Origin of the sequence: Pseudomonas sp. LJDD11, assembly GCF_024584215.1 — a bacterium.
GTDB lineage: Bacteria > Pseudomonadota > Gammaproteobacteria > Pseudomonadales > Pseudomonadaceae > Aquipseudomonas.
Genome location: NZ_JANJFL010000017.1, coordinates 98,348 through 113,675, shown reverse-complemented (window position 1 = coordinate 113,675; position 15,328 = coordinate 98,348). Strand labels below are relative to the sequence as shown.

10 protein-coding genes and 1 pseudogene are annotated in these 15,328 nt (G+C 58.3%); 6 read left to right on the top strand and 5 right to left on the bottom strand.

Annotation, left to right across the window (positions count from 1 at the left end):
• The first annotated feature begins 51 nt into the window (after positions 1-51).
• Both NRB16_RS29750 and NRB16_RS19205 read left to right on the top strand, forming a co-directional pair.
• Positions 52-903 (top strand): methyl-accepting chemotaxis protein, encoded by an 852-nt coding sequence (locus NRB16_RS29750; protein WP_373568482.1) that lies wholly within the window; start codon positions 52-54, stop codon positions 901-903.
• A gap of 233 nt (positions 904-1,136) precedes the next feature.
• Positions 1,137-2,342: a site-specific integrase gene (locus tag NRB16_RS19205; protein ID WP_253141036.1), complete on the top strand. Its 1,206-nt coding sequence runs from the start codon at positions 1,137-1,139 to the stop codon at positions 2,340-2,342.
• Here the strand turns inward: NRB16_RS19205 and NRB16_RS19200 are convergent.
• The 3 genes from NRB16_RS19200 to NRB16_RS19190 form a co-directional block, all read right to left on the bottom strand.
• The gene (locus tag NRB16_RS19200) at positions 2,317-3,342 is read right to left on the bottom strand and encodes a DNA replication terminus site-binding protein (RefSeq protein ID WP_257106690.1); all 1,026 of its coding nucleotides are present in this window, start codon (positions 3,340-3,342) and stop codon (positions 2,317-2,319) included. The genes NRB16_RS19205 and NRB16_RS19200 overlap by 26 nt on opposite strands.
• Positions 3,343-3,646: 304 nt before the next feature.
• Positions 3,647-3,952 carry a hypothetical protein gene (locus NRB16_RS19195; protein ID WP_253116420.1) on the bottom strand — a complete coding sequence of 102 codons (306 nt, stop codon included), beginning with the start codon at positions 3,950-3,952 and terminating at the stop codon, positions 3,647-3,649.
• On the bottom strand, positions 3,949-4,581 hold the full coding sequence (locus tag NRB16_RS19190; protein ID WP_045492811.1) for a ParA family protein: 633 nt from the start codon (positions 4,579-4,581) through the stop codon (positions 3,949-3,951). The genes NRB16_RS19195 and NRB16_RS19190 overlap by 4 nt, the downstream gene beginning before the upstream one ends.
• Positions 4,582-5,812: 1,231 nt before the next feature.
• Here NRB16_RS19190 and NRB16_RS19185 point away from each other — a divergent pair.
• The 4 genes from NRB16_RS19185 (at position 5,813) to NRB16_RS19170 (ending at position 11,596) form a co-directional block, all read left to right on the top strand.
• The gene (locus tag NRB16_RS19185) at positions 5,813-6,559 is read left to right on the top strand and encodes a replication initiation protein (protein WP_045492808.1); all 747 of its coding nucleotides are present in this window, start codon (positions 5,813-5,815) and stop codon (positions 6,557-6,559) included.
• Between the two features lie 621 nt (positions 6,560-7,180).
• Positions 7,181-8,932 (top strand): type I secretion system permease/ATPase, encoded by a 1,752-nt coding sequence (locus tag NRB16_RS19180; RefSeq protein WP_045492805.1) that lies wholly within the window; start codon positions 7,181-7,183, stop codon positions 8,930-8,932.
• 7 nt (positions 8,933-8,939) lie between these two features.
• Positions 8,940-10,274: an HlyD family type I secretion periplasmic adaptor subunit gene (locus tag NRB16_RS19175; RefSeq protein ID WP_045492802.1), complete on the top strand. Its 1,335-nt coding sequence runs from the start codon at positions 8,940-8,942 to the stop codon at positions 10,272-10,274.
• Between the two features lie 2 nt (positions 10,275-10,276).
• Positions 10,277-11,596: a TolC family outer membrane protein gene (locus NRB16_RS19170; RefSeq protein WP_231906515.1), complete on the top strand. Its 1,320-nt coding sequence runs from the start codon at positions 10,277-10,279 to the stop codon at positions 11,594-11,596.
• A 93-nt stretch (positions 11,597-11,689) separates the two neighbouring features.
• Here the strand turns inward: NRB16_RS19170 and NRB16_RS19165 are convergent, their stop codons facing one another.
• Positions 11,690-13,525, bottom strand: coding sequence for a tetratricopeptide repeat protein (locus tag NRB16_RS19165; protein WP_257106689.1), 1,836 nt, complete (start codon positions 13,523-13,525; stop codon positions 11,690-11,692).
• 78 nt (positions 13,526-13,603) lie between these two features.
• A pseudogene (locus tag NRB16_RS19160) lies at positions 13,604-15,328 on the bottom strand (hypothetical protein); the annotation flags it as partial.

Here is a 15,328-nt window from a genome sequence, read left to right as displayed (position 1 = left end):
CAGGACGAGTTTGCGCAACTGGGCGGCTCGTTCAACCGTTTCGTCGAGCGGGTGCATGCTTCGATTGTGGAAGTGTCCTCTGCCACGCTGCAGGTGCATGGCCTCTCACAACGCGTGGTAGAGTCGTCCAATTCATCGATCATCGGCTTTGACGAACAAAGCGCGCGCACCAACAGTGTGGCGGCGGCGATCAACGAACTGGGCGCTGCGACCCAGGAAATCGCTCGTAATGCCTCCGATGCTTCGAACCAGGCCAGTGAAGCACGTCAGGAAGCCGAAGACGGTCGGCAGGTGGTAGAAAAGACCATCAAGGCCATGAGCGATCTTTCCGGCAAGATCAGCAGTTCTTGTACCCAGATCGAGAAACTCAATGCCAGTACCGACAACATCGGCCACATTCTTGACGTGATCAAGGGTATTTCCCAGCAAACTAACCTGCTGGCCCTCAATGCTGCCATCGAGGCTGCACGTGCCGGCGAAGCCGGACGCGGCTTTGCGGTAGTGGCTGATGAAGTGCGCAACCTGGCACACCGAACCCAGGAATCGGCTGACGAGATCCACAAAATGATCGGTGAGCTGCAAAGCGGCTCTCATGATGCGGTGGTCAATATGAATGAAAGCCAAGCGTCCAGCCAAGGCAGCGTCGAGGTGGCCAATCAGGCCGGTGGCCGCTTGCTGGATGTGACCCGGCGCATTGGTGAAATCGATGCCATGAACCAGTCAGTCGCCGCCGCCACCGAGGAGCAGACTGCGGTGGTTGAGACACTCAATGTCGATATCAACCAGATCAACACCCTCAACCAGCAGGGCGTGGCCAACCTCAACGAAACCCTCAAAGACTGTGCCGCACTGTCACAGCAGGCGGGCCGTCTCAAGCAACTGGTCGACAGCTTCAAGATCTGACCGTCGTCTTTCGTCCAGGACAGAGACTCATCTGTCCTTTGGACCCTCTTCCATAACCACTGTGGGGTCAGGTGTGGGTCAGGCTATTTGACCCACACCTGAATTGCCGTATTTATTGGGCTAAATCGCATATGTACGCGGAGGGACCCTCCGCGTACATTTTGTTGTAGAATTTGTGCCTTGGTGTGTCATTACCCTGATTAGTGCAGGAGCGGCGCAGGTCGCGAACACTCATGAGCAAGCTGACTCAGTCTTTTGTCAAAGCCGTGCTGGAGCCGGGCCGTTATAGCGACGGTCGTGGGCTGTTCCTGCGCGTTGCTGTCAGTGGCGGCAAGAGTTGGGTACTGCGTTATCAATTTGAAAAGCGCCGTCACGATCTGGGGCTTGGCGGCTATCCAGCGGTCTCCCTGAAAGCCGCGCGCCTGGCGGCAGACACCTTGCGCCTGGGCCTGGCGCAAGGCATCGATCCGCTGCTGCACCGCCAGGTTGCGCGCATAGATGAGATTCAGCCGACAGGGCCGGTGACCTTTCGGGTCGAGGCTGAGCGCTACATCGCCACGCACCGGCAAAGCTGGAAAAACGCCCGGCACGCTCAGCAGTGGTCCCATTCGTTGCGCGACCATGTCTATCCGGTGTTGGGTGACTTGCCGGTTGACGCAATAGACACCGATCACGTGCTGCAGGTGCTGGTACCGATCTGGACCCAGATTCCGGAGACCGCGTTTCGCCTGCGTAACCGTATCGAACTGGTGCTCGATGCCGGCAAGGCCCGCCAGTTACGCAGCGGGGAAAATCCTGCGCGCTGGCGCGGCCATCTGGATAAATTGCTGCCCAGGCACAAGCGCAGCCAGGTGCCGTTTTCAGCCATGCCGGCCGAGCGACTGGGGGCTTTCGTGCGTCAGCTCGACAGCCTGGACACAACGGCGGCACGGGCTTGCGAGCTGATTATCTATACCGCTTGCCGCAGTGCCGAAGTCTGCGAAGCGCGCTGGTCTGAGTTCGACCTGGTCAATCGGACCTGGACCATCGATGCAACCCGGATGAAAGCCGGTAAAGCGCATCGGGTGCCTCTGGTCGACGCCGCGCTGCAGGTTCTGGAACAGCAGCGCGGCCGCCATCCAGTCTATGTGTTCCCCAACGCCCGCCGTAGTCGCGGGCTGCCCGGCAACGCAATTCGCAGAATGATGGAGTCACTGCAGGCCAGTGACTACGTGCCACATGGGTTCCGCTCCTGCTTTCGTACCTGGGCGGCTGAGTCCACGGACTACCCCCGCGACGTCTGCGAAATGGCTCTGGCGCACAGCCTGGACGACAAAGTCGAGGCTGCTTATCACCGCGGCGACCTGCTGGAGAAACGCCGGCAGTTGATGCAGGCCTGGAGCGATTTCATTGAGCAGGGCGCCAGGCTGCCGCTCAGTCCTCATCTGTCGGCAGATTGAGGTCCAGCTGCTCTTCGTCCTGGGCGTGCTCGATGGTGTTTTTGCTACGGCTCTCTGAGTAGGTTGATGCCACCAGGGTATTGCGCCCTTCAGTCGGCTGCGATTTGCGCATCCCGACCAAGTCGTCCGGGTTAAGGAACAGGTTCATGCGCGGAATCACCTCAATGCGCGGCTTTTTGTCTGGCCGCTCAGCCTGCCGTGCATGCCGATCGAAATGACGCAACTCGTGCACCTCTATGGGCTCTTGCCCGGCCAGCACGAACATCGGCAGGTTGCTGTGAATCATCGCGTCATAGCGGGTGCTGGCGGAGAAATACAGCATGGCCCGGGGGTGCGGCGCGACTTTCTTGTACTTGATCAACGTCGCGTGGTCAGCCAGGTTAACGATACGCCGCAACTCGGCACCGGCTAACGTCTCAGTTGGCGCGACGTTATCGCGGCCGGACTGCAGCTCTGCGTTCTTGTTCAACAACTCGCGCACCTTGCCCACCTCGATCCGTTCGCCGCCGGTGGTATGTCCGGCCCACGTAAACACGATCAGTCGCGGACAGCTATCAAAGACCTGAGTGTGCCGCCCCAGTTGCTTCATGCTGAACTGATGCCCCAACGCTTGGCGGAGAATCTTTGATCGCGCGGTAGGTGCCAGATTCAACTCAAGCCGGGTCTTCTCGATCATGGCCATGAGTTCATCTTTCAACTCATTGATCTCACGAACCTGCGGCAGCACGCTGTCGCGCAAGGCGAAGTAACCTGGCAGACGCATCACCGTCCCCGGCGCCTGGCCCGCGATCCGTTCAAAGGCTGTCATGGCCTGGCGTGTTGCTTCAATCGCCTGACTGCCCTGCAAACGCTCAACTTCAATACGATCCGGGGCCTTTTGTTCGGCCAGCACCGGCAGCCGCCAGACCGTACCGGACACCACCTGCGAAGGCCAGATCTGCGCAAAGGCGGTCAATCGGGACTGCAACCGTTCATATACCGTGACGATATCAGCAAGCATCTGGAACACCTTTAAGTAATACCACCCCTATAGTAGCGGATTTCGTAGACAAATAACCTCCCGCACTTCCGCTGCCGATTCACGCAGTGCGAGGGGAAGTAAACAGCAGAAGGTTCTATTCATAAGGGGTGGTATTAATTGATTGGTGTGAATTGATAGCTGGCTATATAGCTAGCTATCAATTCACAGTGGCGGTGGACTTGCCCGGTTTCAGGCTTGGGTCTCGGATGACGCATCATTTTAACCTTCTGCTAGCTAGCTAGATATATACATATATATAGCAGCCGCAAAATGATGCCGACGATCAGTCGAGGTTGTAGTGCTGCTTGAGCAGCTGCTGCACGATGTCTGTCTCGGTTACCCGTTTGCCGGTTTTCGCCGATTCCTGTGCTGCACCAATCTTCAAGGCATTGGCGATATCCCAACGCAGGCGAAACAGCTTCTGCACAGTGGGTTCTGGTTTGAGGGCTTCGACCAGCACTTCGGGTGCTTTGGCCGGCGCTTGCTCACGAGCGGCCGATTTGCTCAGTGCTTTGTCGGCCTCTCCCCCTTCGAGGAACTCATTTGGATCTTTCCGGAAACTTTTGATATCCGGCTTGGATTTGATCATACCAACACCTCGGCAAAGAACGCGTTCATTTCCTGGATAGCGGCGTGGTCACGCTTGAGTTCATGAACGATCGCACCTTCGCTGATGCAACGGCGGAAGGCGACCCGTTCGCAGATTTTGGTTTTGAACACACTGAAGGATTGCTCTTCCAGGAATGTGAGCATTTCACCGGTGTCCTTGGTGCGGGTGTCGACCCTCGACAGCAGCATCTTCACATCCAGGTCCGGGTTGTAATCACGGGCCAGGTCGACAACCGTCAGCAGGTCAGTCATGGCGGCTGCATCGAATGAACTGGCACCGACAGGAACAATAACCACTTCAGCCAGCAACAGCGCTGAACGCAGACCCACTGAGTCACGACCACCGGCATCGACGACAACATGCTCATAAGAGCTGGCCAACTGGCGGCCTTCAGAGTTGATCGCCTTGCCCTGCAGGCACACGGTCGTCGGGCTTGGGCTGTATTCGGGGTTATCACGACGCCATGCGGCCCAGCTTGCAGCGCTTGCCTGTGGGTCACCATCGATCAACAGGGTTTTGCCACGCGTAGCCAACATGGTTGCCAGGTGTACGGCAGTGGTGGTTTTTCCGACACCGCCTTTGGTGTTGACGCATGCGTAAATGGTCACTGTGTTCTCCTTCGAGTCATCCGACTTTATATAGGCAGCATTTTGTGACCGCTATTATAGCTATCTATCTATATAGCTAGCTATTTTCTTGTGGCCTCAGGTAGCAACGTCATGGCATACTCATTTCGTCAGTCGAAGGAAGATCAGTTGTAAGAGCATTCGCGGCTTGCTGACGGTAATTACCTCTGCACTTGTGTGTTTTCTCTGAGTACTTCGTCAGTAACTGACCAGCGTTTGCCGCGCAGATCGCTGGTTGCCCGCCTGATCACCGTTGTTCTGGCCTGCTTCCAGGCACTCGTTGCCGGTCAATGGCAGATGATCTTCCAGACAGGGCATTTTTCGCTATCAACCGATTGTCGGTTCGCGAAAGTATTCATAGATGGCTTCTGTGGCCTCTATGAGGCTTCTGGAGCAACAAAAGACCCTGCTTCGCGCACCTCCTAGCGCGCCTGTGGTTTTCATCGCTATGCGAGCTCTCAGGGCGGTTTGCGCGCTTTGTGTTTTTTTGCTTTTTGCTTTTGCCTGTTGTCAAAGAAAAAAATCAGCTTCTGCGCGAGCTCTTCGCGCGTTTTTAAAATCTTTTTTTCTTGTTTTTAAAGCTTGTTTTTAAAGCTTGTTTTTAGCACCTCTGGAGGCCTTGATTTACGTGGCCTCCAGCAAGGTATCGACTACAAATTCCGGCTATACGACTACAAATTCCGGCTATCACGACTACAGATTTCAGCTGTATCGACTACAAATTTCAGCTATGACGACTACAAATTCCGGCTGTTATCCACAGGCTGGACGGGGCTTATAGGATCCAATAAGCCGTATTCGTTCCCTCCCCTGTGCACCTGCTCGGTCTGCATCTTCTATCGACTACAGATTCCGGCTATTGGCCCTGAATCTATCGACTACAAATTCCGGCTATGGCGCCAGGCCGCACCAGACAAGGCGTTTAGCCATGCCGGTGCGTCCTACAGACGAGTCCTACACGCTGAATACTCGTCAACAACGACTACAAATTCTGGCTAGGGTCATTTGATGGCTGAACGACTACAAATTCCGGCTATGGCCCACTGCCTGCCATCGACTACAAATTCCGGCTATCGCTTGCTCATCTATCGACTACAAATTCTGGCTATGGGCTAGAACGGTTCACGCCCGATCGCAGGCGGCCGCGAAAACGGTGCGATATTCCTTCGGCAAGCTTGTTACTATCGACTCATCACCGCGTCAGGAATAGTCGATGTCCGCCAAAGAACCTTCGTCATTGCTTGTGACGAAAGCCAACGATCTGATCAGTGCGTCCTATCGTCTGACGCTTCAGGAACAGCGCCTGTTGCTGGCGGCGATCGCCCAGGTCGACCCGCGCAAACCCATGCCTTCGAAGATCACCGTCACCGCGGCGAGCTTCGCCGAGATCTATGGCGTGCCGATCCGCTTTGCTTACACCAACCTCAAGGAAGCGGCTGATTCGCTGTACGAGCGTGACATCCAGACCTTCGACGGCAAAAACCGCACACGCATTCGCTGGGTGTACAAAGCGGCCTATGCGGAAGGTGAAGGCCGGGTGACCCTGAACTTCACCGTTGACGTGATCCCCTACCTGTCGATGCTCAACAGCAAGCTGACCTCCTACGACCTGCGTCGGGTGGCCAACCTCAACTCGATGCACAGTTTTCGGCTGTTCGAGCTGCTGATGCAGTTCAAGAGCACCGGCGTGCTGGTCATCGAAGTCGAAAAACTGCGGATCCTGCTCGACCTGGGCGACAGCTACAAACGCTTCAACAACCTGCGTCAACGGGTCATCACCCCCTCGATCACCGAGATCATGGCCAAGTCCGGAATCTCGATCACCTACGAGACCATCACCGAAGGCAAGACAGTGAAAAGCCTGGTGTTTCGCTTCCAGGAAGCGGCGCAGATGCGGCTGTCGCTCGGCGATAGCCTGGAGCCATTGCCGGAGAATCCGCTGGAGATCCTCAAGGACTAGCCGGTAGGGGGGGAGGTGGTTTTATAGCTAGCTATATAGATATATAGCTAGCTAATAGAGAGTGATAGATAGCCGGAATTTGTAGTCGATAGGATGCTTTTTATTGGCGCTGCTTTCGTCGAATGCATCGTCTCTCCTGATGCCCGTGCAGATTCGGCACAAAACCCTCGTTATTGCTTTCACGACCGCTCAACCCAATGAAGCTCCATGGTCTCGGGCGTTCGGGCGGTTGATATATACCTAGCTAGCTACATAGCTAGCTTTTATTTATAGCTATATTGATAGCTATATATCTTTTTTCGCGACCTCTTCTCTGGATAGCCGGAATTTGTAGTCGATAGATCCATGCCGGATATTGAACGGTGCATTGGCTCGGTTCCAGCCGTGTACGAGGAGGCTGAGCGTCGATAAGCCACATAACTTCTGGCGGGGTGCCTTCGCAGATAAAACCGGTTCAAGAACACAGCATGCAAGCCGATGAAATAAGCGTGTGTGGACAGGGTTCGTGCTGTTCATGAGTATGGGGCAAACTGCTAGCATCGCGCCGTCAATCATTGGCTCCGTCTCTGTGACACCGCGTCACTACTGCTCATCATCCCGCCACTCTTTTTCCAGGATGCCATGCGATTTTTTCTTGATCCCAAGCGCGATATCGATGCCGCACTGTTGCGTTATCGGCGCCTTTTCGGCGTGCTGGCATTGTTCAGTGGGGTAATCAACCTACTGATGCTGGTTCCTTCTGTTTATATGATGCAAGTCTTCGACCGGGTGCTGACCAGCCGTAACGAAACCACGCTGCTAATGCTGAGCCTGATCCTGCTGATCTTTTTCGCGCTGAGCTGCGCCCTGGAGTGGGTGCGTGGCCAGGTCATGATCAAGATGAGTGCCGGACTGGATACCCACCTTGGTGAGCGAGTCTTTGATGCGGCTTTCCAGCGCAGCCTAAAGGAACACAATGCCAACCCGGCGCAGGTCTTGAGTGACCTCAACAGCATTCGTCAGTTTGTCACCGGTCCTGGGGTAGTGGCATTGTTCGACGCGCCTTGGCTGCCGATCTACCTGGTAGCGACTTTTTTGTTTCATCCATGGCTGGGGGTCTTCACCGTAGTAGGTTCGCTGATCCTGGTCGGGCTGGGGATCTGGAACGAACTGGCCACGCGCAAAAGCATGAGCGAAGCCAATCGTCTATCCGTGTCTTCCTCCAGCTATGTGAACAGCACCTTGCAGAATGCCGAAGTCATTCAGGCACTCGGCATGCTCACGCCATTGCGTCGGCGCTGGTTCGAGGTTCAGCAGCGGGTCATCACCGAGCAGGGCGAAGCCAGTGATCGCAGCTCATTGATTGCAGCGCTGTCGCGCTTCGTGCGTATGACCTGGCAATCCCTGGCCTTGGGGCTGGGCGCGGTGTTGGTCATTGAAAACCAGATTTCTGCCGGGGTGATGATTGCCGTTTCGGTACTGCTGGGCCGCGCCATGGCGCCGGCTGAAGCCTTGATCGGATCATGGAAACAAATGGGCAGCGCCAAGAGCAGTTACGAGCGCCTCAACCGGCTGCTCAAGGAGTTTCCTCAAGAGCCTGCGCGTATGCCATTGCCGGCACCCAGCGGGGCCTTGAGCATCGAGCGGTTGGTGGTGACCCCGCCGGGCCAGCAGCGGCCTGCCGTCAATGGTGTAACGATCAAACTGGACAAGGGCGAAGTGCTGGCGATCATTGGCCCCAGTGCTTCAGGCAAGTCATCCTTGACTCGTGCCATGGTGGGCATCTGGCCGACCAGCCACGGTTCGGTGCGCCTGGATAATGCAGAAATCAGCCAATGGTCGCGTGAAGCATTGGGCCCGCACCTGGGTTATCTGCCTCAGGACATCGAACTCTTCGACGGCACGATCGCGCAAAATATCGCCCGGTTTGGCGAGGTCGATTCAAGCAAGGTCATCGAAGCGGCGCAACTGGCCGGCATTCACGAAATGATCCTGCACTTTCCCAAGGGCTATGACACCTTGCTGGGCAATGGCGGCCTGGGGCTTTCTGGTGGTCAGAAGCAACGTGTCGGCCTGGCTCGAGCGCTATACGGCAAGCCGGCACTGGTGGTGCTTGATGAACCGAACTCCAACCTCGATGAAGCCGGCGAGGCGGCATTGCTCCAGGCGCTACGGCAACTCAAGGCTGATGGCAGCACGGTGGTCTTGGTGACGCATCGGCCTAGCGTGCTGGGTGTGGTCGACAAGTTGTTATTCATCAAAGACGGCATACAGCAGTTGTACGGTCCGCGTGATCAGGTGATGAAGACCCTGGTGCCGCAGAACGCCCAGAAACCGGGTGCTGCTGCGAGCCCGACGACTGTCGATCCAGAAGTCAGCAATCCCCAAGCCTGAGGCCATCATGCCAGTCACTTCAAATGAGCTTTCGACTCCACTGGCCAGGCCTGATGTTGAGGCCCGCAAGATTGCCCGTATCGGTGTCTGGTGCCTGCTGATCGGCCTGGGAGGTTTTATTCTCTGGGCTGGCCTGGCGCCACTCGATCGAGGCGTAGTCGGCAGCGGTACCGTTGTCGTCGCGGGCGAGCGCAAGACTGTACAGTCGCGCACCGGCGGAATCATTGACCGGATTCTGGTACGTGAAGGCGACCAGGTTCAGCAGGGCCAGGTGTTGGTGCAGCTCAATACCGTACAGGCCAAGTCGCAGCTGGACGTGGCCATGGGACAATGGATCAGTGCCCGGGCAGTCGAAGAGCGGCTGATGGCCGAGCGTATGGATCAAAAAAGCATCCCCTGGTCGCAGGACCTGTTGGCGCGGGCCAATGACCCTCGGGCCAAGGCGGCCATGGAACTGCAAGGCTATCTGTTCGCCACACGGCGTGCCGAGCTGGCCAGCCGGTTGCAGATCAACCAGCACGAAGTCGACTCGCTGAACCAGCAACTGGCCGGCTATGAAGAAATCAAGCGCAACCATTCGGCGCAACTGCAGTTTCAACAGCAAAGCCTCAAGGGCATGCGTGAACTGGCCGGTGAAGGCTACCTGCCGCGTAATCGATTATTCGAGGCCGAAAGCACCGCTGCCCAGTTGAGCGCGCAACTGGCGGCAACCATCTCCGATATCGGCCGCACCCGGCAGGCCATCAACGAAAGCCGGCTCAAGTCGCTGCAACAGAGCCAGGTGTTTCGTAGCGAGGCTGAAGCTCAACTGACCCAGGTGTCTGCACAAAGCTCCAGCCTGGCTGACCAGATCAAGGGCCTGGAATTTGAAGTCAACAGCGCTTCGATCGTGGCCCCGGTGGCCGGCCAGGTGATGAGCCTGGTGGTCCACACCGTAGGCGGTATTGCGCCGGCCAGCCAGCGGCTGATGGACATCGTACCGCTGGGGTCGAGTTGGGTGGTCAAGGCGCAGTTTCCGCCGATGATGGCTGACCGCCTCAAGCCCGGGCTGGTCGTTGATCTGCGCTTCGGTTCTTTGCAGCGTGTGCATACCCCGGTCATTACTGGCAAGGTCGAGACCGTATCGGCTGATCAGTTGATCGACGAGCACAACAACACGCCGTATTTCGCCGTTGAAGTCTCTGTCAGCCCTGAAGAGGTGGTGCATCTGCGTGAAATGGGTCTGGAGATCAAACCCGGCATGCAGGCCGAGGTGCTGGTCAAGACCGGCGAGCGGACGTTGGCCAACTACCTGATGCAGCCGATCACCGAGCGTATGGCCGGTGCGCTTAAGGAGGAATGAGCATGCGCATAGCCCTGGTCCTGCTCACAGTGGTGTTCTCCTGTCGTGCACTGGCGGCCGATGAGGCTCTTTCGCTGCTGGCTTTCTATGACGCCTCGCGGCTCAACGATGCGGCGTACCAGGTGTCGGGGCATGACTACCAGGCCTCCCGTCAGGAAGAAGCCATTGGTCGCAGCGGCTTGTTGCCTCAGGTGGCGATCAACTCGCGCTATGGTCATGGAGGTCAGTTCAACAAGCGGGCAACCCCCAACAGCAGTGAGGACCAGTACGCGTCCGACAGCATCGCCCTGACAGTCAGTCAGCCTCTTTACGACAAAGGCCGCTGGGCGGCTTTCGAGCAAGCCAAGGCCCGGGCACGGTTAGGTGAGGCGCAGTATGAGGGGGCCGGGCAGAGCCTGTTCGACCGGGTGGTTGAAGCTTACTTTGATGTGGCTCAGGTCGAGAACGAGCTGCTGTTGACCTCCCAGCAGAAGACTTCGATTGCCGGCCTGGCCAAACAGTCCAAGCGTCTGTTCGATGCCGGCGAAGGCACCGTTACTGATATGGAGGAAGCTCAGGCCCGGCTGGATTCGATCAGCGCCCAGGAAATCGAACTGCAGGCCCGGCGCCGGGCCGCGTTGCGCAAACTGTCCGGCAGGGCCGGCGTGCCGACTGTGGACATCCGTCCGATGCAGGAGCAGTCCCCCATGACCGTTCTGCTGGCCCCAGAGGAAGATCTCGACTACTGGATGTTCAAGGCCGATCAGGCCGCTGCTGAACTGGGCGTCAGCCGGGCCACGATCAAGGTGGCCGAAGCCAACCTGAAGCTGCAGAAGTCCGGGCATTACCCGACCGTGGCCCTGAGTGGCCGCGTGGCCCGGGTCGATCAGAGCGACCTCAACGAGCTGTCGCAGCGCCAATCGACCTACTACGTGGGAGTCGTCGTGGACATTCCGCTGTATCAGGGCGGTGGTGTCAGCGCCTCTTCGGAAAAAGCCCGTTCGGCATTGGAAAGCGCCCGTTCAAGCTACGACAGCCAGTTGCAGCAGCTGACCGAAGACATCGAAGCCAACTACCTGGGGGTGGTGGCCGGTGGCGAGAAGATCAAGGCGCTGGTCACGGCTGTGCGCTCCAGCCAGTTGGCCCTGCAGTCGGCAGAAAAAGGCTATCAAGGCGGAGTGCGCTCCACCGTGGACATCCTCGACGCTCAGCAGCGGCTGTTTTCGGCCAAGCGCGATCTGCTTGATACTCGCCTGGCCATGTTGCTGAGCTACGTCAACTTGCACACCCGCACCGGCCAGATGACCCGTGCCAAGCTGGAGAAGGTGCAGGCGCTGTTCTGAATCGGCCGCATGGCCATACAGATGTAATGTCTGAGCCGGCCTCTTCACGAGCAAGCTCGTCCCTGCAATCGAACTGAACGGGCAGCCATGCGGCTACCCCTGCTTGGGTGCCACGCTGATAAGGGCCGCTTCGAAGTCCCGCACGAATGCAGGCGAGTTGAACAGGACAGATGTTTCCCGGCCGTTGACCAGGCGTTGACGCAGGTCGGGCAGCCGTTGCGGATCGGTGGCCAGTTGCACTGCACGTTCCTCATAGTCAGCCAGCGTCGTGGTGATCAACTCTGGCAGGTCCAGGGCGGTCAGCAGTGCGCCGGCCATGCGTGAGGCGAAGGTGCGGCCCGAGCGGGTCAGCACGGGCAGGCCCATCCACAGCGCATCGTTGGCCGTGGTGCCGGCGTTGAATGGATAGGCATCGAGAAACAGATCGGCGGCGCTATAGCGCGCCAGATACTGCTCTGGCGATACCCGCGGGGCGAAGATCAACCGCTGCGTATCAATGCCGTGCTGTCTGGCACGGGCGCATAGATTGACCTGAGCCCACTGATTGTCAGCCAGTAACCACAACACACTGTCCGGCACGCGCTGCAGAATGCGCATCCAGCTATCGAACACCTCTTCATTGAACTTGTAATTATTGTTGAATGAGCAGAACACGAAGCGATCGTCTGGCAAGCCACACTGGGCGCGGCTCGGCAACTCGGCGACTGGGCGCTGGCGATCGCTGCATTGGTAGATCTGCGCCAGATACAGCGGTTTTTCGCTGTAGTAAGGGCGCTCCTGGTCAGGGATCAGATACCGATCGGCAATCACATAATCGATACCCGGCAATCCGGTCGGGCCAGGGAAACCCAGATAGGTCATCTGCACCGGGGCTGGCCGCCAGGCCAGGATGTTTGGCCGTGCACCGGAGGTCAGGCCATGCAGGTCGATAAGAATATCGATCTCATGCTGACGGATGAGGTGCGCGGCCGTTGCGTCGTCCAGATCGGCAATACGTACGAAGTGATCCATGGCGCTCTTTACCCGCTGTCGCAGGGCCGAGCCATCTTCACGGCTCCAGCAGAAGCCGTACACCTCAAAGCGTTCACGATCGATCAGTTCGAACAGTTCCACGGTCAGCAGCGACACCGCATGCAGGCAGAAATCCGAAGACAAAAAACCGATGCGCAGCTTCGAATGTGCATAGCCTTGATCACCCGCCAGAGCCGGTACCCGCACATTGACCCGCTCCCTGGCGAAATGCATGGCACCGGCCAGTTGCAGGCCAGGATCATCACTGCCGGCCAGCAGGGCCAGTGGTGAGGAAGCCTTGAGCAGATCACCCTGGGTGACACCGGCCGGCGGTGCATACACCGGCCACACGCACTGTTTCTGACGCAGATGCACCCAGTGTTGAATGACCTTCGGCTGGGCCGGGTCGACTTCCAGGCTGGTGCGCAGAATCGCTTCGGCGGCTTGCAACTGGCGGGTTTCCTCCAGCAATCGCCCCAGGTTGTTGCACACCATCAGATACAGATCACGACTTTGCTGCGGATCGACCATGCCCTTGTCGAGGATTGACTGCCAGGTGGCCAGTGCCTGCTGGGGTTGCTGCTGGCGTTCCTGCAAGGTGCCCAGGTTGAACCAGGCCTGGGCGAACTCCGGATTCTGGGCGACGGCGGCCTGGTAAGCCTGCTCGGCCTCGGCCAACTGTCCCAACTGGGTGAGGGTCACGCCCAGATTGAACTGGATGACGTAATTGACCGCCGAATGGCAATGCCCAAGCCAGCGCTGATACAGCGCCGCGACATCATTGAAACGTTGCGCAGCATTGAGGCGCTCGGCGGTCTGCAGCAGTTGCATCGGTTCCAGAGCGACCTGTCCGGACAACTGCAGGGCCGCAGCCAGCATGACATCCAGATCCGGGCTTTGAAGATTCTCGGTAAGCATTCAGGGCTCCACCCATAAAAAAATACCGGACTCTTGCGAGTCCGGTATCAAGGTCTATCAAAGGTTTAACACTGAATATCAGTTAATCCAAGTGTGAACGTCAGTGGCGACCAGCAGTTGCACGTCACCCTCGTTGTACACGTTGTAGCTGGTGCCATCGATGGTGGCGGTACCGGCTGCTTGCCACTCGCCAGTGGCGCCCTGGATGTGCACGCTGTCGTTCTGGTCGCCGTTGATGATCATCTGCACCGGCGCAGCTGCACCGTTGCCCAGATCCACCTGGCCGGCCTGGCCCAGTTGCGCGACGGCCTTGGCGTCGACGGTCAGGCTGGTGGCCTCACCGTTGTCACTCGCCAGATCGATCGCGCCCAGTTTGCCAACCACGGCAGCATTGAGTTGCGTCAGGTCCAGAGACTGGTTACCGCCGGCCTGGGTATGGAACCAGACGTCGGCAATGGTGTGGCTCTGACCATCGCTGGTCTCGAAGCTGGCTTGCAGGCCGATCAGGTTGCCGTGGTTCAACTCGGTGGTCTTGGCCGCATCCAGATTGAACTGAGTGATACCCAGATCTTTCAGGCTGTGCAGCTCGCCGGCGTCGCTGACCCCATCGTTGTTGCTGTCGACCCAGACTTGCAGGGCGCTGAACAGTTGGTCACCGGCATTGATCACGCCATCACCGTTGCTGTCCAGGCTTTGCAGAGCCTGGAAACCGTCCTTGGCCAGCGAGCCGTCAGGCAGGCGGAAGGACGAACCGAACAGCTCGGAACCATTGTTGACCTGGCCGTCGCCATTGACGTCCAGAACCAGCAGGCCATCGCCACCAGCAGTCCAGCCGGTATTTTCTTTATGGCCGTCGGCGTTCAGGTCAAAGCGAGTGCCGTTGAGCAGATGCGAGGTCTGCACGCCGTCACCGTTGAGGTCCAGAACCAGCGGAGTCGACAGCGCCATGGCATCGACCTGGGCGGCATTCATCGCTTGAATCTGTGCGGTGGTGAATGCGTTGACCTGGGTCATGCTCAGATTCGACAACTGAGCGGTGGTCAGTGCCGTGATCTGCGTGGTGGTCAGAGCAGCCACTTGCGCCGTGGTCAGTGCGGCCGTGTCGGTCGTCTGAATTGCGGCGATCTGAGCGGTGGTCAGCGCTGCAATATCAGCCGTCTGCATGGCGCTGAACTGAGTCGCGGTGAGAGCCACAACCTGTGCGGTGGTCAGGGCTGCCACGTGAGCGGTGGTCAGCGCGACGATTTGAGCCGTGGTGAGGGCTGCAACGTCCGCAGTTTCCAGTGCCGCCACCTGTGTGGTGGTCAGGTTGGCCACTTGAGTGGTGGTCAGGGCCGCGACTTGAGCAGTACTCAGTGCGACGATTTGGCCAGTGGTCAGTGCGGCCGCCTGGGCAGTGGTCAGCGCGGCAACGCTGGCCGCAGGCAGAGCAGCGAGGTCAGCGGTTTCCAGTGCAACCACCTGAGCGGTGGTCAACGCAGCGACCTGAGCGGTCTTCAGTGCCGCCACTTGCGCGGTGCCCAGCGCAACCACTTGAGCGGTGGTCAGGGCAGCCACATCGGCGTTTTCCAGGGCGCTGATCTGAGTTGGCTTGAGAGCGGCGACTTGAGCCGTCGTCAGGGCAGCCACTTGAGCCGTGGTCAGCGCCACCAGCTGGGCGCTGGTCAGTGCACCGACATCGACAGTTTCCAGCGCGGCCACCTGAGCGGTGGTCAGGTTAGCGACTTGAGCCGTGGTCAATGCGGCCACTTGAGCGGTGCTCAAGGCGACAACCTGGGCGGTGGTCAATGCGGCCACGTCTGC

Excerpts from the sequence above, each read along its gene's own strand:
- NRB16_RS19200 (WP_257106690.1), bottom strand. The coding sequence starts at position 3,342 with ATGCTTGCTGATATCGTCACGGTATATGAACGGTTGCAGTCCCGATTG.
- NRB16_RS19185 (WP_045492808.1), top strand. The coding sequence starts at position 5,813 with ATGTCCGCCAAAGAACCTTCGTCATTGCTTGTGACGAAAGCCAACGAT.
- NRB16_RS19180 (WP_045492805.1), top strand. The coding sequence starts at position 7,181 with ATGCGATTTTTTCTTGATCCCAAGCGCGATATCGATGCCGCACTGTTG.
- NRB16_RS19165 (WP_257106689.1), bottom strand. The coding sequence starts at position 13,525 with ATGCTTACCGAGAATCTTCAAAGCCCGGATCTGGATGTCATGCTGGCT.
- NRB16_RS19175 (WP_045492802.1), top strand. The coding sequence starts at position 8,940 with ATGCCAGTCACTTCAAATGAGCTTTCGACTCCACTGGCCAGGCCTGAT.
- NRB16_RS19170 (WP_231906515.1), top strand. The coding sequence starts at position 10,277 with ATGCGCATAGCCCTGGTCCTGCTCACAGTGGTGTTCTCCTGTCGTGCA.
- NRB16_RS19195 (WP_253116420.1), bottom strand. The coding sequence starts at position 3,952 with ATGATCAAATCCAAGCCGGATATCAAAAGTTTCCGGAAAGATCCAAAT.
- NRB16_RS19205 (WP_253141036.1), top strand. The coding sequence starts at position 1,137 with ATGAGCAAGCTGACTCAGTCTTTTGTCAAAGCCGTGCTGGAGCCGGGC.